This is a genomic window from Pseudoxanthomonas sp. 22568 (genome assembly GCF_052044485.1).
In the GTDB taxonomy this organism is placed as follows: Bacteria; Pseudomonadota; Gammaproteobacteria; order Xanthomonadales; family Xanthomonadaceae; genus Pseudoxanthomonas_A; species Pseudoxanthomonas_A beigongshangi.
Genome location: NZ_JBQENC010000011.1, coordinates 116283 through 140147 on the forward strand (window position 1 = coordinate 116283; position 23865 = coordinate 140147).

At 64.8% G+C, this 23865-nt stretch carries 21 protein-coding genes; 10 read left to right on the forward strand and 11 right to left on the reverse strand.

Annotated features, from left to right (window positions below; all coding sequences use genetic code 11):
• The 5 genes from ACTJI2_RS14700 to ACTJI2_RS14720 form a co-directional block, all read left to right on the forward strand.
• Positions 1-863: RHS repeat-associated core domain-containing protein (locus tag ACTJI2_RS14700; protein WP_440842557.1), on the forward strand; the 863-nt coding region annotated here is incomplete at its 5' end.
• Between the two features lie 38 nt (positions 864-901).
• Complete coding sequence (locus ACTJI2_RS14705) at positions 902-1246, forward strand: hypothetical protein (protein ID WP_203323533.1); 345 nt, start codon at positions 902-904, stop codon at positions 1244-1246.
• A 326-nt stretch (positions 1247-1572) separates the two neighbouring features.
• The gene (locus ACTJI2_RS14710; RefSeq protein ID WP_318287981.1) at positions 1573-2001 is read left to right on the forward strand and encodes a hypothetical protein; all 429 of its coding nucleotides are present in this window, start codon (positions 1573-1575) and stop codon (positions 1999-2001) included.
• 78 nt (positions 2002-2079) lie between these two features.
• A complete protein-coding gene (locus ACTJI2_RS14715; protein WP_318287980.1) occupies positions 2080-2583 on the forward strand; it encodes a hypothetical protein in 504 nt (167 codons plus the stop codon).
• A 146-nt stretch (positions 2584-2729) separates the two neighbouring features.
• Complete coding sequence (locus ACTJI2_RS14720) at positions 2730-3356, forward strand: hypothetical protein (protein WP_203323535.1); 627 nt, start codon at positions 2730-2732, stop codon at positions 3354-3356.
• Here the strand turns inward: ACTJI2_RS14720 and ACTJI2_RS14725 are convergent.
• Both ACTJI2_RS14725 and ACTJI2_RS14730 read right to left on the reverse strand, forming a co-directional pair.
• Positions 3277-5331, reverse strand: coding sequence for a S9 family peptidase (locus ACTJI2_RS14725; protein ID WP_318287979.1), 2055 nt, complete (start codon positions 5329-5331; stop codon positions 3277-3279). The genes ACTJI2_RS14720 and ACTJI2_RS14725 overlap by 80 nt on opposite strands.
• A gap of 140 nt (positions 5332-5471) precedes the next feature.
• The gene (locus tag ACTJI2_RS14730; RefSeq protein ID WP_318287978.1) at positions 5472-6383 is read right to left on the reverse strand and encodes a sigma-70 family RNA polymerase sigma factor; all 912 of its coding nucleotides are present in this window, start codon (positions 6381-6383) and stop codon (positions 5472-5474) included.
• A 159-nt stretch (positions 6384-6542) separates the two neighbouring features.
• On the opposite strand from ACTJI2_RS14730, the gene ACTJI2_RS14735 reads away from it, so the two are divergent.
• Complete coding sequence (locus ACTJI2_RS14735; RefSeq protein ID WP_141455123.1) at positions 6543-7001, forward strand: carboxymuconolactone decarboxylase family protein; 459 nt, start codon at positions 6543-6545, stop codon at positions 6999-7001.
• 105 nt (positions 7002-7106) lie between these two features.
• Here the strand turns inward: ACTJI2_RS14735 and ACTJI2_RS14740 are convergent, their stop codons facing one another.
• The 3 genes from ACTJI2_RS14740 to ubiK all read right to left on the reverse strand — a co-directional run bounded on the left by ACTJI2_RS14740 (position 7107) and on the right by ubiK (position 9839).
• Complete coding sequence (locus tag ACTJI2_RS14740; RefSeq protein ID WP_440842558.1) at positions 7107-7868, reverse strand: phytochelatin synthase family protein; 762 nt, start codon at positions 7866-7868, stop codon at positions 7107-7109.
• Positions 7869-8056: 188 nt separating this feature from the next.
• Entirely contained in the window at positions 8057-9559 is a 1503-nt protein-coding gene (locus tag ACTJI2_RS14745; RefSeq protein ID WP_440842559.1) for a YifB family Mg chelatase-like AAA ATPase, read from the reverse strand.
• A 10-nt stretch (positions 9560-9569) separates the two neighbouring features.
• Positions 9570-9839, reverse strand: coding sequence for a ubiquinone biosynthesis accessory factor UbiK (gene ubiK, locus ACTJI2_RS14750; RefSeq protein WP_440842560.1), 270 nt, complete (start codon positions 9837-9839; stop codon positions 9570-9572).
• Between the two features lie 174 nt (positions 9840-10013).
• Between ubiK and ACTJI2_RS14755 the strand changes: the two genes are divergently transcribed.
• From ACTJI2_RS14755 to ACTJI2_RS14765, 3 genes are all read left to right on the forward strand, one after another.
• Positions 10014-10352 carry a P-II family nitrogen regulator gene (locus tag ACTJI2_RS14755; protein ID WP_141455127.1) on the forward strand — a complete coding sequence of 113 codons (339 nt, stop codon included), beginning with the start codon at positions 10014-10016 and terminating at the stop codon, positions 10350-10352.
• Between the two features lie 36 nt (positions 10353-10388).
• Positions 10389-11537 (forward strand): hypothetical protein, encoded by a 1149-nt coding sequence (locus ACTJI2_RS14760; protein WP_440842561.1) that lies wholly within the window; start codon positions 10389-10391, stop codon positions 11535-11537.
• Between the two features lie 236 nt (positions 11538-11773).
• A complete protein-coding gene (locus tag ACTJI2_RS14765; RefSeq protein WP_440842562.1) occupies positions 11774-14005 on the forward strand; it encodes a TonB-dependent siderophore receptor in 2232 nt (743 codons plus the stop codon).
• 417 nt (positions 14006-14422) lie between these two features.
• Here ACTJI2_RS14765 and ACTJI2_RS14770 read toward each other — a convergent pair whose 3' ends face one another.
• From ACTJI2_RS14770 to speE, 5 genes are all read right to left on the reverse strand, one after another.
• Positions 14423-16471, reverse strand: coding sequence for a S9 family peptidase (locus ACTJI2_RS14770; protein ID WP_440842563.1), 2049 nt, complete (start codon positions 16469-16471; stop codon positions 14423-14425).
• Between the two features lie 20 nt (positions 16472-16491).
• Positions 16492-18312: a hypothetical protein gene (locus tag ACTJI2_RS14775; RefSeq protein ID WP_440842564.1), complete on the reverse strand. Its 1821-nt coding sequence runs from the start codon at positions 18310-18312 to the stop codon at positions 16492-16494.
• 22 nt (positions 18313-18334) lie between these two features.
• Positions 18335-19249: an ABC transporter ATP-binding protein gene (locus tag ACTJI2_RS14780; RefSeq protein WP_440842565.1), complete on the reverse strand. Its 915-nt coding sequence runs from the start codon at positions 19247-19249 to the stop codon at positions 18335-18337.
• 36 nt (positions 19250-19285) lie between these two features.
• The gene (locus ACTJI2_RS14785) at positions 19286-19696 is read right to left on the reverse strand and encodes a GntR family transcriptional regulator (RefSeq protein ID WP_440842566.1); all 411 of its coding nucleotides are present in this window, start codon (positions 19694-19696) and stop codon (positions 19286-19288) included.
• Between the two features lie 387 nt (positions 19697-20083).
• Complete coding sequence (gene speE / locus ACTJI2_RS14790) at positions 20084-20935, reverse strand: polyamine aminopropyltransferase (protein ID WP_440842567.1); 852 nt, start codon at positions 20933-20935, stop codon at positions 20084-20086.
• A 158-nt stretch (positions 20936-21093) separates the two neighbouring features.
• Between speE and speA the strand changes: the two genes are divergently transcribed.
• A complete protein-coding gene (speA, locus tag ACTJI2_RS14795; RefSeq protein ID WP_440842568.1) occupies positions 21094-22983 on the forward strand; it encodes an arginine decarboxylase in 1890 nt (629 codons plus the stop codon).
• A gap of 83 nt (positions 22984-23066) precedes the next feature.
• Here speA and ACTJI2_RS14800 read toward each other — a convergent pair whose 3' ends face one another.
• Positions 23067-23816 carry an SDR family NAD(P)-dependent oxidoreductase gene (locus tag ACTJI2_RS14800; RefSeq protein ID WP_318287972.1) on the reverse strand — a complete coding sequence of 250 codons (750 nt, stop codon included), beginning with the start codon at positions 23814-23816 and terminating at the stop codon, positions 23067-23069.
• Positions 23817-23865 lie beyond the last annotated feature (49 nt).

Below are 23865 nucleotides of genomic sequence, written 5' to 3' on the forward strand. Positions count from 1 at the left end.
CGCTGGGCACGCCCATCGCGGTGACGGACGCGGCCAAGGCCATCGTCCAGACCAGCGAGTACGAGCCCTACGGGCAGCTGACCAACCGGGCGTTGACGGACGGGCCGGGCTACACCGGGCATGTGCAGGACGCGGCCACCGGGCTGACCTACATGCAGCAGCGGTATTACGACCCGGTCATCGGGCGGTTCCTGTCGGTGGACCCGGTGACCGCGTACTCCAGTCCGGGTGCCAACTTCAACCGGTACCGGTATGCGAACAACAATCCGTACAAATTCATCGATCCGGATGGGCGAAAGGCCAAGCCAATTGATCCGAATGCTAGGACTGGTTGTGGCAGTTCGTCCTGCCCATCAGGAGGCAATAAAAGAACCAGAGATTGGGATCCATCGAAAGGACGCGGATCAGACCGAATAGATACCTCGGATGGTCCTCGAGTGTGGGTAAGCCCTACAGGAAAAGGAATTCGGGGATGCGATGGGTATGGATGTGGTCACAACGGAGCTCGTCGAGCTGGAGGAGCCAGGCAACATCTAGGGAGCGACTTCGTCTCCGATGCAGGTCAGACCGTACGTGCGCCAACAAATGGGTTGATAGAGCGCAGATCAAATCCATATGCAGATGACGCTCGCTACACGGGACTACAACTACGAACAGACGAAGGAATAGTAGTGAAGTTATGGTACGTGAGCCCTAAGGCGCAGATAGTAGGGTCTGAAGTCGCGGTCGGGCAGGAAATTGGTACGGCCCAGGATCTGTCAACAAAGTATAGAGGAAACATGACAAATCACGTTCATGAGAGGATCACTTCGCCGGAAGGAAAAAACGTAGATCCCGCCTCAATAACATGGCCACTTGAATAGATTGAAGGAAGACTATGTCAAGGATACTCGTGTGCCTAATGGTTTTTCTGATTCAATCTTGTTCTATAGCTGGAATAAAAAAGTTCGAAGGTTCTTATTTCTGGGGAGTGGAGGAAGAAGTGCTGGTTTCGTGCGGGGGAGAATCATTCTGGCTTGAAGGAAGTCCATCCGATCTCGGACCTTTTAGGGATATTGTTCGTAAAGAAAAAGAAAGCGGTTCTGACAAGCCTATCTTTGTCGAACTACTGGCAACCGAGGGGAAAAAAGCCACTGACGGATTCGCCATGGACTATGAAGGCGTTCTGGTGATAAGAAAGATCAGGCTGATATCTAAGAATGTTCCAGAGAGGTGCCATTTTGAAGATGTGACGGAAAATCAGTAGGGCATCAATTCGGCGTGAAAACGTATCGAGCTATGCACTAAAGGCAATGCCGAAGAAGCGAAAACAACTGGTGCATCTCGCGCATTTAAATCCAGAACTGTTAGGGGTGTATTTCGGTCTCAATAGGGGCGAAATCAAGGGCGACTCGACAACTAGAGGCGCCGTGGCAATGAATAGATACTTGTTAGTACTTGTGGTTTTGCTTTTTGCCTGCACGGGTGACGGGGACGTGGAATCACAGACTAGAGTCGTCCAGAAGATCTCAAGTCAAGGTGACTACATGATCAACTCCAGTTCTGGGAGTCTGGGGGGGGACCTATGTAGGGATGAGCCAATCCGAGCTTTCATCCATGCGATATCCACAATCCCATGGCTCTTCGCTTCCAGAAGGAGAGGAGTATGAGGTCGTCAAAGTTACGCTTGGGCAGGTGGAAATAGACTGCATTCTTGATGAGAAAGGGAACGTCCATAGATTTTCAACCTATTCGATTTTGGTTCGCGATGAATGTGGTGCCGGTGTTGGGGCTAGAGTGGCTGAGCTGAAGGAAAAGTATCCCGGTGGAAAGATTCTGATCGGCGATGAGGATGGGCGATTTGCCAGCTTCGTAAATGGAAGCAGAGTTATATTCGTTCTAGATCAAAATAGCATTGATGATTCATGCTTCGACGATATGGAAAAGAAGTGCGGGCTCGATGAGCAGGACGTCAAAGTGAAGCAGCTGGTGGTTTCTTTTGCGGCCGCTGCGGCCTCGTGATGAAGGCGTGCGGGAGTCGGAAAAAGTGGCGGCGCTGAACATGGATATTTCAGTTGGACTGTCTCGCCGGTCGGAACCATGAGATCTGCTGCAGCTGCTATAGTTCTATCTTTCTTGTTGTCTGCATTTTGGGCGGACAATCAAGCATGGAAGAGAGGGCGTAGTTACAGGATTGATTTAGGGATCATTCCAATTGGGGCGAATCCGAACGATATAGATAAGTTTGCCGCTACAGACTGCAAGCGGGAGGACAACTTTAGTGATTGCTCTGCCTGGGACGAGGATGGGATTCGCTATGCAATTTTCGATGGTGCGGTCTCTGTTGTTTCTGCGCACCGCAAAGAAGTATCTCATCGCTTACGACTTCCTGCCGGAATGATGTTTGGCGAGAAGATCGATGTTTCTGCAAACAAGGCTGGAAAATTCTTCCTCGTTCATTTTGATTCTTCGAAATCAAGCGATCGTACTGTTTATGTGTCAAGGGAGGATGTCCGATCTTCGTCGGGAAGATTGTTCGCTCTTGAACTCGTAGGAGACAGTCAAGGGCGTCTTGTCGAGGTTGTTCAGAGGACAGATTTCTGAAGATCTTCGCTTGGAACTTCAAGTGGAGGTCGGGCTATAGGAGGAAATATGCCAAGATCCCAATGGCGTGGTGAACAGCAAAAATATGTCGCCAATGTATGGCAAGTGGCGATGCCTGGCTCCCTAGAGAATCAGGTAGCAAAGCAATGAATTTTGGCGGCGTGCCATTCTTGGTTGGACTAAGCATAATCGCTGGATGCGCGCACGCCAGTTGCTTTGGTGGTCAGGTTGTTGACGAGGTTGAGATCCCATCTACTTTTCTTTCCTACCTGCGTGCGAGGGACGTTGATGCCGTTGCCTGCATGGCAAGGAATGAGAAGATCTTTGACCATGTTTCCATGGACTTCTTGGTGGGAAGCGACGGTTACGGGTTCCCGGTAAGGGAAGATTTGAGATCCGCCACTGTGATACTCAGCAATCAGGAAGTGATCACGAAGACAGTCACTCAGACAAATGATGACGGGTCAAAGGAAATTGATGTTGTCTATCTGCCGACTTCAACCGCAAGAACGTTCGAAGAACTGGACGCGATGGTAAGAAATGGTACGGCGGAGCCGTTTCTCAACTATGTCGTTTGCAGGTTTCACCTGGACAACGGCGAGGTATCGATGCCCCACGTCTGCTATGCCGCAAGTATCGAAACGCATGCCCCACCCGACCAGGAATCGGTGCAGGGCATGCTGGAATGTTGCTTTACTTCTTCACCGCCTGCTGATGCGACTTCAGCGCATCGGTCAGGCCCGGCACGCCGTCGGCGCCGGCCGGCACGCTGATGCTGGAGCCGGCGAAATCCTGGCCGATGGGTTCGGCGCGTCCGCCCAGGCACTGGGCCAGGAAGCCTTCGGTCACCGCGTTGAACGCCTTGCTGTTCTCGGGGCGGTGGAAGCCATGGCCTTCATCCGGGAACAGCACGTAGGTAACCGGGATCTTCTTGGCCTGCATCGCCTTGACGATCTGGTCGCTCTCGGCCTGTTTCACCCGCGGGTCGTTGGCGCCCTGGCCGATCAGCAGCGGTTTCTTGATTTGGTCGGCGCGGGTCAGCGGTGAGCGTTCGGTCAGCCACTTGCGGCCTTCCTCGGTGCGCGGGTCGCCCATGCGCTTGGCAAGCTGCTCGAAGAAGCTGGCCCAGTACGGCGGCACCGTGCTCAGCAGGGTGTTGAGGTTGGACGGGCCGACGATGTCGACGCCGCAGGCGAACGTGTCGGGGGTGAAGGTCAGGCCGGCCAGGGTGGCGTAGCCACCGTAGCTGCCGCCCATGATCGCCACCTTGTCGGAAGTCGTCACGCCCTGCTTGACCGCCCATTGCACGCCATCGATCAGATCGTCGTGCATCTTGGCGGCCCACTCGCCGTTGCCGGCGTTGGTGAATTCCTTGCCAAAGCCGGTGGAGCCGCGGAAATTGACCGACAGGACCGCGTAGCCACGGTTGGCCAGCCACTGGTTGGTGTTGCTGTAACCGTAGGCGTTGCGCGACCACGGACCGCCATGCACCAGCAGCACCATCGGCACCGGCGTGTCGGCCTTGCCATCGTTGTTGGCGTCGGCGCCACGCGGCAGGGTCAGATAGCTGACCAGGGTCTTGCCGTCGCGGGACGGGATCTCCACCGGCCATTGCGCCACCAGCGGCTTGCCATCGAGCTTCGGTTGCACCGAGAACAGCTTGGTCAGCTTGCCGGCGTCGCGGTCGTAGCGGTAAAAGACAGCCGGTGTCTGCGGAGCGGCGTAGACCACGATCCAGGTCTTGTCGTCGTGGGTGCGCGCGGCCACGCTGGTGTCGCCGGGACCGATGCCGCGAAGGCGCTCCAAATCCTTGGCGATGGACGGATCCACCACCTTCCATTCCTCGCGCAGGTAGTCCGAGGCGACCGCCTGCACCCGTCCGGTGACCGGATGGCTCAGCGAATCGCCGACGTCCGCGCGCGCGTCCTCGAACACCAGTTCGCGCTTGCCGCTGGCCACGTCGATGGCATACAGCGCGGCGGTGTTGCGCTTGCGCGAATCGGTGAAGTACAGGGTCTTGCCGTCGCTGGTCAGTCCGCCCGGACCGGTGGTCAGCGAATCCTCGAACGGCACATCGTCGAACTTGCTCCAGCCGCCCTTGCCGTCGGCGGCGAGCACATCCTGGCCACCGTCGGGTCGCGCGCGGGTGGCGAAGCGCAGGGTGTAGTCGGCGTCGGCGATGTAGCCGGCGATCTGGGCGTCGTTCTTCTGCACCAGTTCGCGCTTGCCGCTGGCCAGATCGACCTTGTAGAGGTCGTGCCACTGCGGGTCGCGATCGTTCATGCCCACCAGGATCGTGTCCGGATGGCGATCGCTGACACCCGCGACCTGCGCGCGGGTCTTCGGAAACGGCGACAGATCCCTGGACTCGCCGGACTTCAGATCCACCGCGTAGAGATGGAAATCCTCGTCGCCACCGGTGTCGCGGAGATAGAGCAGGGTATCGGTCCGGTAGGACCAGAAATACTGGCGGATGCCGCGCGCCTTGTCGGACGTCACCGCCCGGGCCTGCGACGGATTGTCCGCCGGCGCCACCCACACGTTGGCCACGCCATCGACCGGCGCAACCCAGCTCAGGTAGCGGCCATCCGGACTGATCTGCACATTGCTGCGCTCGGGATTGCCGAACAGGATCTCGCGCGGGATGAGTTCGACCTCGGACGATGCGACGGCGGCCTGTTGCGCGAAGGCGAACGGACTGACGAGTGCGGCGGACAGTGCTGTCGCGATCAGGGTGGTGCGGAGCATGGCGTTCCTCCTGGATGAGCCGTGTGGTGGCGGACGCGGCGTCGCCGCGAAAGCGCAGTAGACCACACGCCCCCGCGTCGCGGCGGAGTGTCGAAAGTCCGGGGGCCGGTTGGGTGCTTCCGCGAAAGGAGGCTGGCGCCTCAGGGCAGCGGGCCGATCTCGGTGACCCTGGCCGACGCCACGCGGGCGGGGTCGGCGATGACATCGATGGCGACGATACGGCCGTCGCGCACGGCCATCCGGAACAGGGCGCGCGGTACGCCGTCCGGCGCCCAGATGGCGGCGGGCAGGCCATCGACCAGCGCGGCCTGTCCCGCCTGGGCGCGGCCGAGGAAGGCACTGGCCACCGCGTCGACGCCACGCTGTTCGCGTGCCAGCACCGGCGCGCCGTCGCCCTGCCTGTCCCGGCTGCCCTCGATGGCGGCGACATCGGCGCGCATCACCACGTCCGGTGCCAACAGGGACAGCAGGCCCTGGAGATTGCCGGTGCGCGAGGCGAGCAGAAAGGCATCGACCACCTGGCGGGCACGCTCGCGATCGGCCAGCGCGTCTGCGCCGGCACCCTGGACCCGGCGCCGCGCACGGCTGGCCAGCTGCCGCGTGGCTTCCACGCTGCGATCCAGCATGCGGGCAATCTCTTCGTACTGCACCGCGAACATGTCGTGCAGTACGAACGCCACGCGCTCGGCCGGGGCCAGCGTATCCAGCACGATCAGCATGGCCGGGCCGATCGAATCGGCCAGCAACACTTCGTGTTCCGGACCGGCACTGGCATCGGCGGCGGGCAGCGCCGCGTCCGGCACCAAGTCCATCGATTCCTCGCTGCGCACCTTGCGCGCACGCAGCAGATCCAGCGCCAGCCGGGTCACCACCGTCGTCAGCCAACCGGCGAGATTGCCGACCTCGGTCGGGTCGGCACGATTCAGGCGCAACCACGCCTCCTGCACCACGTCCTCGGCTTCGGCGTGCGAACCCAGCATGCGGAACGCCACGGCCTCGAGCCGGGTGCGGTTGGACTGGAACTGTTCGGCCAGTCGATGCAAATCTGTCATGGAGAAAGATCCTGGGGGAAACCCGATTGACGCGCCAGCGGGCCGGGACGTGACGCAACGTTCGGAAAAAAGAAACGATCCGCGATGATGGAGACGTATCCGTCACGCCGGCCGATGCCGGCGCGTCATGGGAATGACCACCAACCAAAGGAAGTTCCCATGCAAGCCCGTATGCCCAACCCCGCCGTCATCCACCACGATGCCATGAAGGCGCTGCTCGCGCTGCACCAGTCCACGCAAGGCAAGGGCATCTCCGATGCCCTGCTGCACCTCATCGACCTGCGGGTCAGCCAGATCAATGGCTGCAGCTTCTGCGTGGACATGCATGCCCGCGAATGCCGGCAGGCCGGTGAAACCGACGAGCGGCTGTTCGCCGTCGCGGTCTGGCGCGAAGCGCCGTGGTTCACCGAGGCCGAGCGCGCCGCGCTGGAACTGGCCGAGGCGGTGACCCGCATCGCCGACCGCGGCGATGCCGTCAGCGACGAGGTCTGGTCCCGCGCCCGGGCCCACTACGACGAAGCCGCATTGGCCTCGTTGCTGATTGCCATCGCCAACATCAACGTCTGGAACCGCCTGAATGTCGCCACGCGCCAGCCGGCCGGGCAGCGGGTGAGTTGATCCACGATTCGCCGAATCGCGGGCCGTTCCGCGCAAGGCCGATCCTGTGCGGCGATGCGGAAGCGATGGCGCACGTCGGGATGTTCCAGGGGAGTCGCCTGACTCTCAACGCCGGTCGAAGCCGACCGGCGAAGCGGCGGACACGGTATGCGCGCCGCGAACCACGAGATAGCCTCGCGTGGTCGTGGTCTTCTTGTTCAACGGCGCGCGCATCGCCGTCCAGACCTTGTCCAGATCCGCCCAGACCGGTGGATACCGGTGGGCGGCGACGTCCAGGATGAGCAGGCGATCACTGGGCGCGTGATAGGCGGCGACCGGCGAAATGTGGCCCATGCGGACCTGGCCCAGATCCGCGCGTTGGTAGTTCACCAGCAGGTAGTCGCCCTCGCGGCGCAGGTTCTCGCGCGCCCGTTGCCGGAACGAGGCCCGGTCCGTCGCCGAGGCGAACACCACGTCCACCTGCGCGCCATGCGCGCGCAGCAGGCCGGCCAGTCCGTTGAGCGACATGCCTTTGAAACTCGTTTTCAGCGGACCCGGCCCGGCGTGTGGATGCGCGAACAGGGCGCGCGGGTCCCGCGGCGCGTCGGCGATGCCGGCTGCGTTGAGCACGGTGATGGCACTGGCCACGCCGCAATAGGCCTTGCGCGTCTGCGGGACGAAACTGCCGGTCAACTCGTCATGGTCGGCGCGCTCGCTTTCGGCCAAAAGGCGCCGGCCCAGCGGCGAGTCCAGCGGAATCAGGTCCCCGGGCAACGCCAGCATCCTCGGTGCCGGCGCGCGCAGGTATTCGTTCCACACCGCGCCCGCGCCGCCCGCCACCGCGATCAGGACGACCGCAAACAGTCCGACCAATCCCGCCCGCTTCATGGCGACCTCGGCTATGGCGAAAGCGCGCCGCCGCCGTTTTCGCGGCAGGCGGCCAAATGACTACAGCGCGAAATGGATGAAATGGCGGTGAAGCAACAGGTACCCGGCAATGATGCCCGTATGGGGTGGCTGGAGTGAAACCGGAACGGGCATTCGAGCCGGATCTGCCGGCGGTGGTGCCATGCCCTCTAGGGCTTGCCCCGATCGATCCGCCGGTATCCCAACGCCTCGGTCAGATGGGATCTGTCGATGCGTTCGGCACCGGCCAGATCCGCGATGGTCCGCGCTACCCGCAGTACCCGCTGCATGGAGCGCGCGGAAAGCCGGAGCCGATCGATCGCGTGTTCCAACAATGCCTGGTCGGCATCGTCGAGCCTGCACAGCGTCAGGGTTTCCGCCTGGCCCAGTTGCGCGTTGAGCCGGCCGGCGCGCGCCAGCTGGATCGCGCGCGCCTGTTCCACCCGCCCCCGCACCTGCGCGCTGGTCTCGCCCGGTGGCGCATCCGGACGCAATTCCCTCGGCGGTAGGCGCGGCACCTCCACATGCAGATCGATGCGGTCCAGCAACGGGCCTGAAATGCGGCCGCGATACCGCTGCACGACATCGCTGGAGCAGCGGCAACGCCCGCTGTTGTCGCCGGCCCAGCCGCACGGGCAGGGATTCATCGCCGCGACCAACTGGAAGCGTGCGGGAAACTCGGCGCTGCGCGCCGCGCGCGAGATGGACACCGTGCCGGACTCCAGTGGCTCCCGCAGCACTTCCAGCGCGCGTCGGTCCCACTCGGGCAATTCGTCGAGGAACAGCACGCCGTTGTGGGCCAGGGAAATCTCACCCGGACGCGGTTCGGTGCCGCCTCCCACCAGTGCGACTGCGCTGGCGGTATGGTGCGGACTGCGGAACGGTCGCCGCCGCCAGCGCGCCGGATCCAGTCCGCGGCCGCTGATCGATGCGATGGCGGCCGTTTCCAGCGCTTCGGCTTCGCTGGCTTCCGGCAGCAGTCCGGGCAGCCGCGACGCCAGCAGGGTCTTGCCGCAACCGGGCGAGCCGACCAGCAACAGATGGTGGTTGCCGGCGGCCGCCACCTCCAGCGCGCGGCGCGCCTGCACCTGCCCGCGCACGTCACTGAGATCGGGAACGAACGATGCGTCGGGCGGCGGTGTTTCGGCGACCGGCAGTTCGCGCTGGCCGCCCAGGGCGGCACAGACTTCCAGCAGGGTGCGCGCGGTGCGGGCCTGGCCTTCGCGGGCGAGCGCCGCTTCCGGACCGTTGGCCGGCGCGACGATCAGCGTTCGCCGAGCCCGTGCGGCGGCCAGTGCCGCCGGCAGTATGCCATCGACGCCACGCAGCTCGCCGGTCAGGCCGAGTTCGCCGAGGAATTCGTGATTGGCCAGCGCGTCGCGCGGGATCTGCCCGCTGGCGGCCAGGATGCCGAGCGCGATGGGCAGGTCGAAGCGCCCGCCGCCCTTGGGAAGATCGGCAGGCGCCAGGTTGACGGTGATGCGTCGCGCCGGGAATTCGAACTGCGCGCAGAGGATGGCGGCGCGCACGCGGTCGCGTGCCTCGCGTACCGCCGCCTCGGGCAGACCGACGATGTGGGTCTGAGGCAGACCACCGGACAGATGCACTTCCACCCTGACCGGAGGCGCGGCCACGCCCGCCCGTGCACGGCTGTGCACCAGCGCCAGGCTCATGGCGGCGGAATCAGGACTGGGCGGTGGGTGCGGAGGCGGGCGGCGCGGCTTCCAGTGCCTGGATGGTGCGTTCCAGGGCGTCGAGTTTCTCGCGGGTTCGCAACAGGACCGCGCGCTGGACCTCGTATTCTTCGCGGGTCACCAGGTCCAGCCTGGAGAGGCCGCTCTGCAAGGCGCCCTTGAACGCCTGCTGCAGTTCCTCGCGGGATTCGCGCAGGCCCGGCGGGACCAGATCACTGAGGCGGCGGGCGAGGTCGTCGAGATGGTTGAGATCGATCATGGGGGGTCTCCGGCAGTGAAGCCGAGCATTGCATCCGGGAGTCGTCCCGGCCATCGGGATTCACCGCGTCGCGCCATCGGAAAATTCCGCCGGCACAGGCCGCCATTGAACCCGACCCCCGCCCCGGCCGCAACCACGATATGCTGCCGCCAGCATTTCCGGAGAACAGTCCCGATGAAGATGATCATGGCCATCATCAAGCCGTTCAAGCTGGACGACGTGCGCGAAGCACTCGCCGAATCCGGCATCGCCGGCATCACCGTTACCGAGGTCAAGGGCTTCGGCCGGCAGAAGGGCCACACCGAGCTGTACCGCGGCGCCGAGTACGTCGTCGACTTCCTGCCCAAGGTGAAGCTGGAAGTGGCGGTAACCGACGAACAGGCCGAATCGGTGGTGGAAGCCATCGTCAAGGCCGCCGGCACCGGCAAGATCGGCGACGGCAAGGTATTCGTCTACGACCTGGAACGGGTGGTGCGCATCCGCACCGGCGAGCTCGACGCCGACGCGCTGTAAGGAAACCGGGCAGGCCCGCGGTTGGGAGACAGGGACATGTCGAAGAAGAAGTACGGTTTGGGGTTCATGCTTGTACTGCTGTCGGGCGCGGCGCTGTCGGCCGGTTGCGACCCGTCTTCGTCCGGATTGGCGGATGCGAAGCAAGCGCCGGTTTCGCCGGAGCAGGCTGCAGGCCCGGAAGCCAGGGTCTCGACGACGCGAGGCGTGGATATGACGGAACCGGCGGTGCCAGCGCCGGCCGCTACGACACCCCCGGTACCCGTTGCGGATGCCGCCGGCACCGTTCCATTCGCGTTCGAGGCACCGCCACAGCCCGTGGAGACGCCACCCTCGCAATGCGCCTTGCCCATCCCCACTGGGGACAAGCCGGCGAAAGTGTTCGCCGCCGGCGCCTACGGCGGCCGCGATCTCGGCTTCCAGATCGATCAGAGCGGCAACGAAGCCGGACGCATCGACGTCGCCGTGAACCATCCTGGCGCCCCGGTGATCCTGATGCTCGGCAGCTACGATCCGACCATCTGGCACGTGGGCTGGTCCCGTGGCACGCGCATCGCCGCTGTGCTGATCGGCGGCTATCACCGGCAGGTGGTGGCCGGCTTGCCCAAGGATGTGCCGGTGCTGATCAGCACGTACGACAACAAGGGACCCTGCGGCTATTTCTACGTCAGCGCCGAGCGGGCGCAGACGCTCAACCCGATCGCGCGCCGCGCCTTCGGGCGTCCGGTGGACATGGTGTATCTCGCGCAACAAGGGCGTGTGCTGGTCGGTGACGCGCTGAGTGACGCCGGCGGGCTCATTACCGACGCCGGTGCCCGGCCCGACGAGAGTTTCCGCATCGCCGATGCGCAGTTGGCCGGTGAAGCCGGTTTGGCGTACGCGGTGTCCCAGGGTTGGCTGCGCAAGGCCAGCCAGGCCGACGCCAATGCGTGGTTGGCCGCGCGCAGTGCGCGACCGAAGGCGGATGTCCCGCCGATCGCCGGCGGGCGGCCCGGGAGGCATATCAGTCTGCACAACGGGTACGTGGTCCTGAAGGCATTCACCCTGCCGGAAGGCCTGTACGGGGCGCATTCCGGGACCTTCTTCGTGCCCAAGGGCGTGCCGCGTCCGCGCGGCACGCTGGGTCACTCCACGCTCTATGACTTCAACACGTTGACCTGTACCGGCACAGGTTGCGAACGGGATTGAAATCACGGGCATGACGCGCCTCGACGGAGGCCGTCAAAGCGCCGGTGTGTGTCCGATGCATCGCGCAGGATGGACGACAACGGCGGCGAGGCAAAAGTCTTCGATCTAACTTTGGCGTGGATATGCCCGCATTTTGTTGAGAGCGATTCCCGCCTGTGGAACACTGCGTGACCAGCCGAGCCACGCAACACGCGCGACAGCCAGGTTATTCCCCCTGAACCTGTCGAGGTCGTCTCATGCATGGTCGTTCTCTCCGCCGCCTGGCGCGGTCGCGTCTTGCCCTTTCGCTTTCCATCGTGCTGTTTTGCCCGGGCGCACTGGCGCAATCATCCGCCCCGGATGGGGGCGACGACGCCATCGACCTGGAAACCGTGCATGTCACCGCCGAGCAGATCGCCAGGCAGGCGCTGGGGAGTTCGGTCATTACCGCCGAAGATATCGAACGCCGCCCACCGACGAACGATCTGTCCGAAATCATCCGCACCATGCCCGGCGTCAACCTGACCGGCAACAGCGCATCGGGCCAGTACGGCAACAATCGCCAGATCGATCTGCGCGGCATGGGTCCGGAGAACACGCTGATCCTTGTGGACGGCAAGCCGGTGGGATCGCGTGATTCGATCCGCATGGGCCGAAGTGGCGAACGCAATACCCGTGGCGACGGCAACTGGGTACCGGCGGAAGCCGTGGAACGCATCGAAGTCCTGCGCGGACCGGCAGCGGCGCGCTACGGTTCCGGCGCTTCCGGCGGGGTCGTCAACATCATCACCAAGAAGCCCACGGGCGATCTGGCCGGCTCGCTGAGCCTGTACGGGCTGATTCCCGCGCACAAGGAGGAGGGCGACAGCCGCCGTGCGGGGTTCCAGTTGAGCGGTCCGCTGGGCGAGTACCTGTCGTTCCGCCTCTACGGCAATGCCAATACCACCGATGCCGACAGCCAGGACCTGAATCAGCGCTTCGTCAGTGGAGTGACCCCGCCGGCTGGCCGCGAGGGCGTGCGCAATCGGGACATCAACGGAATGCTGCGCTGGGATATCAATGACGATCATGTCGTTGAATTCGAATCCGGCTTCAGCCGTCAGGGCAACATCTATGCAGGTGAGTATCCGGTCAACGGCAGCCCGCTGTTGAACGCCCTCGCCAGGGAAGGCGCGGAAACCAACCGCATGTATCGCGACAGCGCCTCCATCACCCATCGCGGGCGCTGGGGTGACATCACTTCGCGACTGTGGATTTCCTACGAGGGCACGCGCAACAAGCGCCTGAAGGAAGGCCTGGCGGGCGCCGGTGAGGGCACCATCCGCACGGCGGCGGACTTCTACACATCCCGATTGGACAATCAAGCGCTAAGCGGCGAGCTCAATCTGCCGCTCCATGCCGGCCTTGAGCACGTCCTGACGATGGGCTTCGAGCACCGGGACAGTCGCCTGAAGGATCCCTATGCCGTTGAAGGTGCCGTCCGCTGGGGCGCCGTCATCCCCAACCTGGATCCATCGACCCTGGATGGCAGGATGGATTCGCAATTGAGTGCACTCTTCATCGAGGACAACCTGTATCTGGGCAGCCGGTGGATTCTCACGCCAGGTCTGCGCTACGACCATCACAGCGAATTCGGAGGCAATCTCAGTCCCAGCCTCAACGCGCAGTACAGACTGGGGCCATCGCTGTTGCTGAAGGGAGGCGTGGCGCGTGCGTTCAAGGCACCCAACCTCTACCAGTCCAACCCGACGTATCTGTACTACACGCGCGGTCGTGGTTGTCCGTATCAATACGTCAATCGCGGAGCGGGCTGCTACATCCGCGGCAACGCGGATCTGGACCCGGAAACCAGCCTCAACAAGGAAGTCGGCATCGAGTTCGCCCCCGATTCCGGGCTGCATGCCTCGTTGACCTACTTCCACAACGACTACAAGGACCGGATCCAGACCAGCCTGACCGAAATCGCCGTCACCACCGACGGGCGCGCGGGTGTGTTCCTGTGGGAGAACGCGCCCAAGGCGGTGGTGAGCGGTTTCGAAGGCAACCTGAAAATCCCGCTCCTGGGCTATCGCGGTGATCGACTGAGCTGGAACAACAACCTGACCTACATGATCGAGAACGAAAACAAGGCCACCGGGCAACCGTTGTCGATCATTCCGAGGTACACGGTCAATACCTCGCTGGATTGGCAGGCGACCACGCAACTGTCGCTGTACCTGAGCGGCACGTTCTACGGCAAGCAGGAGCCGCCCACGCTGGCGATGAGCGGCCGCCCTCAGGCGGGCGCGGCACTGTCCACGCGCAAGGCGTACGATCTGTGGCATCTGAGCGGGCGCTATCGCATCACCCCGAAGGTGAGCATGGCCGGCGGCATCAACAACCTGTTCGACACGCGCCTGTTTCGCGAGAGCAACAGCAATGGCGCCGGCGCGGCGACCTACAACGAGCCCGGTCGCGCCTTCTTCGCGTCAATCAATGTCGGATTCTGAGCCAGGGCATGCGACGGCGGGCGACGGAAGACGCTCCGCCTGATCGCGATGAATCCGCTTGGTATTGAGCGCGTCTCCCGGGCCTTCTTCGCGCCCGAGGGCGTGCCTCGCCCGCATAGAGCGCTGGGCCATTCAGCGCTCTACGACTTCAATACGCTGACCTGTACTGGCACGGGCTGCGAGCGGGATTGAGCCGGGAAACCCGACGGCTCGCGTCGATGACCTGAACCTTCAGGGGCCTTCCACACGAAGGGCGGAATCGGCGTACGCGACGGCAAACGGGTCGTCGACGCGCAGTCGGAACCGGAGAGGTTGTTGCCGGCGACGGTTCGGGATTGCCGATCCAGTGACGGAAACGAAAAGGGCGCCGGTCAATCCGGCGTCCTTGCTGCTTGCGGGGGCCGCGCCCGCGTTGCGCTAGCGCTTCGGCAGGAATTCGACGTCCTTGCTCGCCACGCGCAGTGACGGCTTCAGGTAATCGCGCAACTTCGGGCTCGGTGCGTCCGGCCTGGCGCCGCCGAGATAGCGGTGCAGCATGGTTTCCATCAGGTAGACGTAAGCTTCGCGCGGCAACGGTTCGCTCGGCGAATGCCCGCCATCGGCCTCGACGTACAGGCTCACGTCCTTGCCCAGGTGGCGCAGCACGGCGGCATAGCTGATCACTTCGCGGATCGGCACGGTGCGATCTTCGCCACCGGCCAGCAGCAGCAGGGGACGGCGCAACTTGCCGGCGTTGGCCAGGGGCGACTGCGCACGCAGGTGGGCATAACTCGCCGGGTCATCGACATCGAGCCCGAGCAGGCGCATCGATGCCGCCAGCGAACGGTCAGGGCGCGCGCCCTGGTTGCCGAACTCGTGCAGCCAGCGCATCGACCAGCCGAAGTCCGCCGGCGGCGCTCCGGCAACGCCGACCTTGAACAGGTCGGGCTGGAAGGTCACACCGAGCAGGGTCGAATAACCGCCGAACGAATGGCCGGTGATGCCGACCCGTCGCGGATCGCCGACGCCATGCGCCAGCAGCCAGCGCGTGCCTTCGACGATGTCCTGCTGCACGCGCCCATTGCCGTAGTCGCCATGCGGCGCCAGCGCATAGTCGCGTCCGTGTCCGGTGGAACCACGGAAGTTGGACTCGAACACCGCGTAGCCGCGATTGGCCAGCAGTTGGGCGATGCCTTCGTAATCGTCGGCATGGAAGTGATTGATCGGGCCGCCGTGTACAAAGGCTACCAGCGGCACGCGCGCAGGATCCTTCCCCGGCGGAAGCAACAGGAACCCGCGCACCAACATGCCGTCGGAGGCGCGATAGGCGAACGGCAGCTTGCGCGCCAACGCGGCCTCCGGCAGCGGCTGCGCGGCCTCCGCGTCCTGTTCGAGGATGCGGCGGATGCGTCCGCTGCGTGGATCGTACAGATGCCACCTGGCGTCGCGCAGCGTGCTGGCGCGCTCGGACACCAGCCAATACGCATCTGGACCATCGCCGATGCCGATTCCGATATCGCGGCCGGGGAAACGCTTGCCGATTGCCGCGACCTGCGCCTGCGCCGCGCCCAGTCCGTAGGTGGCCGCCACCGTGCTGCGGTAACTCACGACCGCTGGAAGTTGCGTGGCCGGGTCGAGCACCACCTGGTCGAGGTCGGCCTCGCCACGCGGATCCGCATGCACGGTATGCAGCACCCCCTCACGATCCACCCGCAGCACGCGCCGGAAGTTGCCGCCGGTATCGCCGTCGAGGAACAGATCGCCCTGCGGCGTCGCGGCCAGCAGTACGGCCTGCTCACGGATGACGTTCCAGCGCGCCAGTTCGCGCAGGCCTCCGGCGGCGTCGACGCGGTAGAGCGCATCGTGTTCGCCGTCGAAGCGCAGCAAGGCGACCAGCTGCCCGCGCGCATCGAGTGCAACGTCGTGGACGAAGCGATCGTCGTCGCGCAGCAGCGTGCGCCGCCCGTGCGCATCCCGGCGCACCACCGGCCAGCGCTCGCCGGTGGGCGTGCGCACGCGTTCGCGCAGCACCACGGCCGCCGGTTGCGAGGGATCGACCCGGATCACGGCACGCGGATTGTCGAGCGCGATACGCACACCGCTGCCACCTTCGATCGAGAGGCTTTGCAACGAGCGCCGCGCCTTGACGAACAGCCAGCGACCATCGCGCGACCACAGCAGTTCATCCGCTTCGGTGCGCGCCAGCAGTTGGCGCGCGGCGCCGCCGGCCGTCGGCAGAAGCCACACGCTGCGCTGTTCGCCCTGCTGGCGCAGGTAGGCGACATGGCGACCATCGGGCGACAGCCGCACCGATTGCAGCACACGCGATGGCTCGAACGCAGCACGCGGATAGTGCGGCGCCGGTGCGCGTGCGCGCTCGACGCCAATCGCCGCGCGCAAGCCGCCGGCATCGTCGGCATGGCTAGGCATCGCCGCCCACAACGACAGGGTGCAGGCCAGCGCTGCCAGGAGTTTCGGAACCGTCATTTCGATGATCTCCGTTCCGCTCAGGCAGCGACCGGCAGCGCACTCGGCGCAGCCACCCGCAAGGTTTCGCGGCGCCGGTACATCAGCCACAGGCTGGCCAGCGCTGGCAGGCCGACCACGCCGCACAGCAGCACCCATGCCCAGCGACCGCGCGGCGAATGCTGCTGGCGCGCGCTCAGCCAGATCGCGCCCAGAAGCGCCAGCAGGCAGCACACCGCGGCCAGCACCAGGATGCGTTGCGACACCGGCTGCGGCTTTGCCGTCAGCGGGTCGTCCGCGGCGAACAGGCCCTGTGCGCCCAGGCAGATCGCGCGCAGCACCGGCGACAGCCAGGTATTGCGGTCGGTGTAAGCCGCCGGCAGGTCGTTGCGGATCGCCCGGCGCGCGACTTCACGCGCATGGCCCTTGCCGTCCACCCGCAACACCATCTGGTACGGGTGCTGCAGATCGCCGCTCCACACGCCCCAGGTGTAGGTGAACGACACCAGGTAGCCATCCAGCAGTTCGATCACATCCATCCGGCTGAGGTTGCCGACATGGCCCGGCATCGGCACGCGCATCAGCGGCTGCAGCAGGTCGAGTCCACTCATCGCCTCGCGGCCGGGATAGAAATAGGCGGCGCGGCTGCTCAGCACCACGATATTGTCGCCTGCCGGTTCCGGCGGGACGGTCATCACCTCGCCCTGCGGCAGGCGGATGCGCTCGAACATCAGCTTTTGTTCGCTGTCGTATTGGTAGGCCGCGTGCGCGTTGAACAGGTAGACAGGACCGATCGGCATGGTCGGCGCCGGGAACTCGGCCTGCGCCGCACCCACGCCGAGTTCGCCGCGCGCGCGCTGGTCGCGCAGGCCGCGGGTGACGAAACGCGCGCGGTCATGGCTGAACACCATCCACAAGTTGTTCTCGCCATCGCCCAGTTCCAGCGGCGACAGGTTGGTCAGGCTGTTGCGGACCGGCAGGTTGCGCATCGGATACTGCGTGTACACGTCGGACAGGGCGACTTGCTCGCGCCACAGCGCGGCCTCGGGATCGCGGCTGTTTTCGATGCCTAGCAACAGCATGTCCTTGCCTTCGGCGCGGTCGGCTTCGACATGTCCGCCCTTCGGCGGTTCCAGCGAACTGAGCGGATGGGTGCCGCTTACCGTCCAGAACAATTCGATGCCGAAGCCCAGCATCCACATCAGGAAATACGCGCCCACCTGCACCGGCAACGCGACCGCCAGCACCGCCGCGGGATTGCGCGACTGCACGGCCGGATCCGGCTTGAACGCGATCGCCAGCAGTACGGCGAGGAAGGCGATGGCGGCGCATTGCACGGCGAGCATGGCGACGCCGGAGGCCTGCGCATACATGTACAGGTTCGGCAGCAGGAAGGCGGCAAACGAATAGCGACGGTTGCCAACCATCGCGTAGGCGCCGGCCAGGTAGCCCGTCACCGCGATCAGCCATGCGGCGATCGGCAGCATCCAGTGGCGCAGGTCGACCACGCGCGCGGTCATCGTTTCCTGGTACATCGCGACCAGCGCGATCGGCAGGGCCACCGCGACCAGCAAGAGCAGCGCGCACATGCCGGTCAATGCGCCCGCGATACGCAGGGGGTGCAACGGGCGATGCAGCAGGTTCAACCATTGGTTCGGCTTGCGATACGCACCCATCTGGTACAGGCCCAGCGCCGCGCCGGCCACGGCGTACACCGCGGCGAAGACCTGGTAGACCACCAGCGGCTGCTGCGCCAGGTCGACCATGCGGCTCAGGAAACCCAGTACGGCGAGGTTGATGATGCCGGCAGCCAGCGCCCACCAGCGGAAGCGCAGCAACTCGCACTTGAACAGATCGATCATGTTGGTGTCCTCGTTCGCGCGCTCAGGCCGCAGCCGGCGCGGCGTGGTTCTTGGCAAGGAAGGCGTTGACGGCACGGTCCAGGCTGACCGGCATCGACTGCACATTGCGCGCACCGCTGTTGCGCAGGAATTGTTCGAAGCCATCGTCCTGGTCCAGCACCAGGTAGTGATGCAGGCCGTCGAGTCGTTGCACTTCCAGCAGGCCCGGCACGCTGCGCGGCTCGGGACCCTTGAACGGTACGTCGGCGATCCAGTGGGTGACCCGCGCGCAGAACTCCTCCGGCGCCGACATGTTCTTCAGCTGGCCGTGCTCGAGGATGATCAGGTTGTCGGCGACGCGCTCGATCTCCTCCATCTGGTGCGAGCAGTAGATCACCGTGCATTCGTCGGTGGCGTTGCTGTACATCAGCGATTCGAGGAACGCACGCTTGGCGACGACGTCCAGGCCCAGCGTGGGTTCGTCGAGCACCAGCAGTTCCGGCCCCTGGGCCAGCGCCAGCGCCAGGTTGAAACCCGCGCGCTCGCCGCGCGACAACTGGCTGATCTTCTGCTCGGGTAGCACGTTGTAGTGTCCGATCACGCCATCGAAGGCGGACTGGTTCCAGCGCGGATACAGGTTGCGTTGCATCGTGCTGACCTCGGCCACGCGCATCCAGCCGGGCAGGGTGTGTTCCTCGTTGACGAAACCGATGCGACTGCGGTCGTCCGGGGTCAGTCGCTGGCTGTCGCGGCCGAGGATGCGCGCTTCGCCCGCGGTCGGCGGCATGAAGCCGAGCAGGATGCGGAACAGGGTGGACTTGCCCGCGCCGTTGGCGCCGACGATGGCGTGGATGCGTCCGCGCGGCACGGCCAGGTCCAGTTGGTCGAGCGCGAGTTTGCGGCCGTAGCGCTTGCTCAGCGCGCGGGTTTCGATGACGTAGTCGGAGGAGGCGTCCATCTGGGTCTCGCGGAAAGTAGGGTTCAGTCGTCGGGGTCAGGCGCGTTTGCGCGGAACAAGCTGCCGAAACTCATGGGCGACCCGCGCCTGCACCTCGTCAGGCGGGAAACCCAGCGGGATCACGTCGTTGATGAAGCGGCCGACGGCGTCGTCCAGGCGGCGCTCGCGTTCGGCGTCGCTCAGGCGCTGGCGTGGCTCGGCCACGTACAGGCCCATGCCCTGGCGCGATTCCAGCCAGCCCTCGGTGGTCAGTTCGGCGTAGGCCTTGGCGACCGTGTTCGGGTTGATGGTCAGTTGCTGGGCCAGGCCGCGCACACTGGGCAACTGGTCGCCGGGCTTCAGCTCGCTGGTGGCGATCTTCATCCGCACGGCATCGACGATCTGCTTGCCGATCGGGCGCGGATCACCGGTGGCGATCTGAATCATCAGAGCTTGGGGTCGGGCCATGAAGGTGTCCTATCTGTACTGTGTTTACTAGTACAGTACGAACGACCCGCATCCGTCAAGCCCCAACCCGACGAAAAGGCTCCTGCGGCGGCGAAACCCGGATTCCGCCGCCCAATCCGCCGACAGGGCGGACAGCGTCAAGTCCGGGCGGAAGCGCGCGCAGGCCCCCGTATGCTCAAGCGTTGGCGTCTTGTCTTCGAGATGGATTCGCCAATCCAATCAATGGCTTGGTGACGGCCTTCGACCAGTCGGTCGTGCCGGGTACCCTCATGGACAGGGCATCGCTCCATAACCAAATCCTCTTGGATCTGGTCCGGTTTGGCCAGGAATCACCAAAGAAAAAGCCCCGCATGAGCGGGGCCTTTTTCTTTCATCGGGATGCGGGAATCACTCGCCCAGCGCCTTGGCCACGAACGGCGGAGCGACCAGCGCGCCGGTGTGCAGGTGCGCGCTGTAGTACAGGGTGTCGAAGCCCTTGCCCGCGGCGTCCTGCTGGCGGAAGTCGAAACCGCCGGCCTTGCGCGCCATGGTCACGCTCCACCAGCCGGTCGGATAGCACGGCTGCGGGAACGGCAGGGTCTTGAAGGTGGTGAAGCCGGCCTTGCCCATCTCGCCGCGCATTTCCTTGATCAGGTCCAGCAGCGCCAGCGGGGATTCGGACTGCTGCACCAGGATGCCGTCGTCCTTCAGCGCGCGGAAGCAGCTTTCGTAGAAGGCCTTGTTGAACAGGCCCTCGGCCGGGCCGACCGGGTCGGTGGAGTCGACGATCACGATGTCCACGCTGCCGGCCGGGCAGTTGGCCATGTAGGCCACGCCATCGTCGAACAGCAGCTCGGCGCGCGCATCGCCGTTGGATTCGCACAGCTCAGGGAAGTACTTCTCCGACATGCGGGTGACCTGCTCGTCGATGTCGCACTGGGTGGCGCTTTCCACGCCCGGGTGCTTGAGCACCTCGCGCAGGGTGCCGCAGTCGCCGCCGCCGATGATCACCACGCGCTTGGGCGCGGCGTGGGTGAACAGCGCCGGGTGGCTGATCATCTCGTGGTAGAAGAAGTTGTCGCGCGTGGTCAGCATCACCGCGCCGTCGATGATCATCAACTTGCCCCAGTCGGTGGTGTCGTAGATCTCGATCTTCTGGAACGGCGACTGCACCTCGTCCAGCTTGCCGGTGATGCGGTAGCCGATGGCCGAGCCGGTGGGCTGGAAGTGTTCGATGTACCAGTTGTCGTTCGTGGTCATGGTCTGTCCTGGGTGGGGAAGGATCCGGCCGTTATCGGTGGGCGCGACGGCCGTGGCCGCCCGGGTGAGGCGGGGACGGCGAGGGCGCGCATTGTAACGAACCCCCATGACCACTGCCTGTAGAATGCGCGTCCGTTCGTATTCAGCTGGAAACGCCGATGTCCTGGTCCACCGACCAAGCCCGCAAGACCTATTCCATCCCGCACTGGGCGGAAGGGTATTTCGACGTGGATGCCGCCGGCCGCATGATGGTCTCGCCCAAGGGTGACGGCGGACCGGTCATCCCGTTGCCGGAAGTGGTGGATGCCGCGCGAGCCAACGGCGCCAAGCTGCCGCTGCTGGTGCGCTTCCCGGACATCCTGGGTGACCGCCTGGGCAAGCTGCAGGCCGCTTTCGCCCAGGCGCAGGCCGACTGGGATTACCGTGGCGGCTACACCGCCGTATACCCGATCAAGGTCAACCAGCATCGCGGCGTGGCCGGCACTCTGGCCTCGCACGCCGGCGAGGGCTTCGGCCTGGAAGCCGGCAGCAAGCCCGAGCTGATGGCGGTGCTGGCGCTGTCGCGCCCCGGCGGCCTCATCGTCTGCAACGGCTACAAGGACCGCGAGTACATCCGGCTGGCCCTGATCGGCCGCAAGCTGGGCCTGCAGACCTTCATCGTGGTGGAAAAGCCCTCCGAGCTGCCGCTGGTCATCGAGGAGGCGCGCAAGCTGGGCGTCAAGCCGGGTCTGGGCGTGCGCATGCGCCTGGCCACGCTGGGCGCGGGCAAATGGCAGAACAGCGGTGGCGACAAGGCCAAGTTCGGCCTGTCCCCGCGCCAGGTGCTGGATCTGTGGAAGTACCTGCGCGACGCCGGCCTGCAGGACTGCCTGGGCCTGCTGCATTTCCACATGGGCTCGCAGATCTCCAATGTCCGCGACATCGCCAACGGCATGCGCGAGGCGACCCGCTACTTCGTCGAGCTGTCCAAGCTGGGCGCGAGCATCACCCACGTCGACGTCGGCGGCGGCCTGGGCATCGACTACGAAGGCACCCGTTCGCGCAGCTACTGCTCGATCAATTACGGCCTGAACCAGTACGCCAGCAACATCGTGCAGCCGCTGGCCGACGCCTGCGAGCAGCACGGGCTGACCCCGCCGCGCATCGTCACCGAGTGCGGCCGCGCGATGACCGCGCACCACGCGGTGCTGGTGGTCAACGTGGCCGAAGTGGAGCAGGCGCCGGAAGGCCGCGTGCCGCCCGCCCACGATGACGAGCCGGCGGTGATCCGCCATCTGCGCGAGATCCACGCCGAACTGGACGAGCGGCCGGCCGTCGAGCTGTTCCACGAAGCACAGCATCATCACAGCGAGGGCCTGTCCCTCTATGCATTGGGCCAGCTGGATCTGGTCCATCGCGCGCGCATCGACGATCTGTTCTACGCCATCGCCCACGCGGTGCGCGGGCGCCTGAGCAGCGACGAGCGCAGCCACCGGGATCTGCTGGATGAACTGAACGAACGGCTGGTGGACAAGTATTTCGTCAACTTCAGCGTGTTCGAATCGATTCCCGATGTGTGGGCGATCGACCAGGTCTTCCCGATCCTGCCGATCGAGCGCCTGGACGAAGCGCCGGATCGCCGCGGCGTGATCGCCGACATGACCTGCGACTCGGACGGCATGGTGGAAACCTATGTCGAGAACGAAGGGCTGGACACCTCGCTGCCGCTGCATTCGCTGAGGTCCGGCGAAAGCTACCGGCTGGGCATCTTCCTGGTCGGCGCGTACCAGGAAATCCTCGGCGACATCCACAACCTGTTCGGCGACACCGACGCGGTGGAAGTCAGCGCCGACACCGGCACCGGCTACCTGCTCACCCAGCAGCGCCGCGGCGACACCACCGACGTGATGCTGGACTACGTGGGTTACAAGCTGGATGACCTGCGCACCGCGTACCGTACCCGTGTCGCCGAAGCCGGATTGCCGCAGGAAGAAGCGGCGGCCCTGTCCGACGCGCTGGAAGCCGGCCTGACCGGCTACACCTACCTGTCGGACGAACCGCTGGCGTAAGCCACGAACCTGCCCTTCCCCCGCTCGCGGGGGAAGGTGCCCGAAGGGCGGATGGGGGCGAAGCGGTCGGGGTCACACCCCCATCACCCCCGATGCACCTGGAACCCGGCGAACGACTGCGTCACCGGCATCAGCTCCAGGCGATTGATGTTCAGATGCGGCGGCAGCGTGGCGACCCAGAACAGTGTTTCGGCGATGTCCTCGGCGGTCATCGGCGCCGCGCCCGCATACAGCTTGTCCGACGCGCCCTGATCGCCATGCGTGCGCACCAGGGTGAATTCGGTTTCGGCCATGCCCGGCTCGATCGAAGTCACCCGCACGCCGGTGCCGTGCAGATCCGAGCGCAGGCCCAGCGAGAACTGGGTGACGAACGCCTTGGTCCCGCCGTAGGCATTGCCGCCCGGATAGGGGTAGGTGCCGGCGATCGAACTGATGTTGATGATCGCGCCCTTGCGCTCGATCAGCGCCGGCAGCAGGCGATGGGTGAGGGTGACCAGGCTGCCGATGTTGGTGGCGATCATGGTCCGCCAGTCTTCCAGGCTGGCCGCTTGCGCCGGCGCGGTACCCAGCGCGAGACCGGCGTTGTTGATCAGCAGATCAATCCCGCGAAAGGCTTCCGGCAATGCCGCCAGCGCGGCATCCATGGCGGCTTCGTCACGGATGTCGAAGGCCGCCGCGTGCACGTGGTCGCCGCCGAGTTCGTCCACCAGCGCCTGCAGCCGATCCGCGCGACGACCGGTGGCGATCACGCGCCAGCCGTCGGCGACGAAACGGCGCACGGCGGCGGCGCCAAAACCGGAGGTTGCTCCGGTGATGAGGGCGGTTCGGGTCATGGGGGCTCCTTGAAAATCAGCCGCACGCCTGGGGATTCAGCGTGTGGGT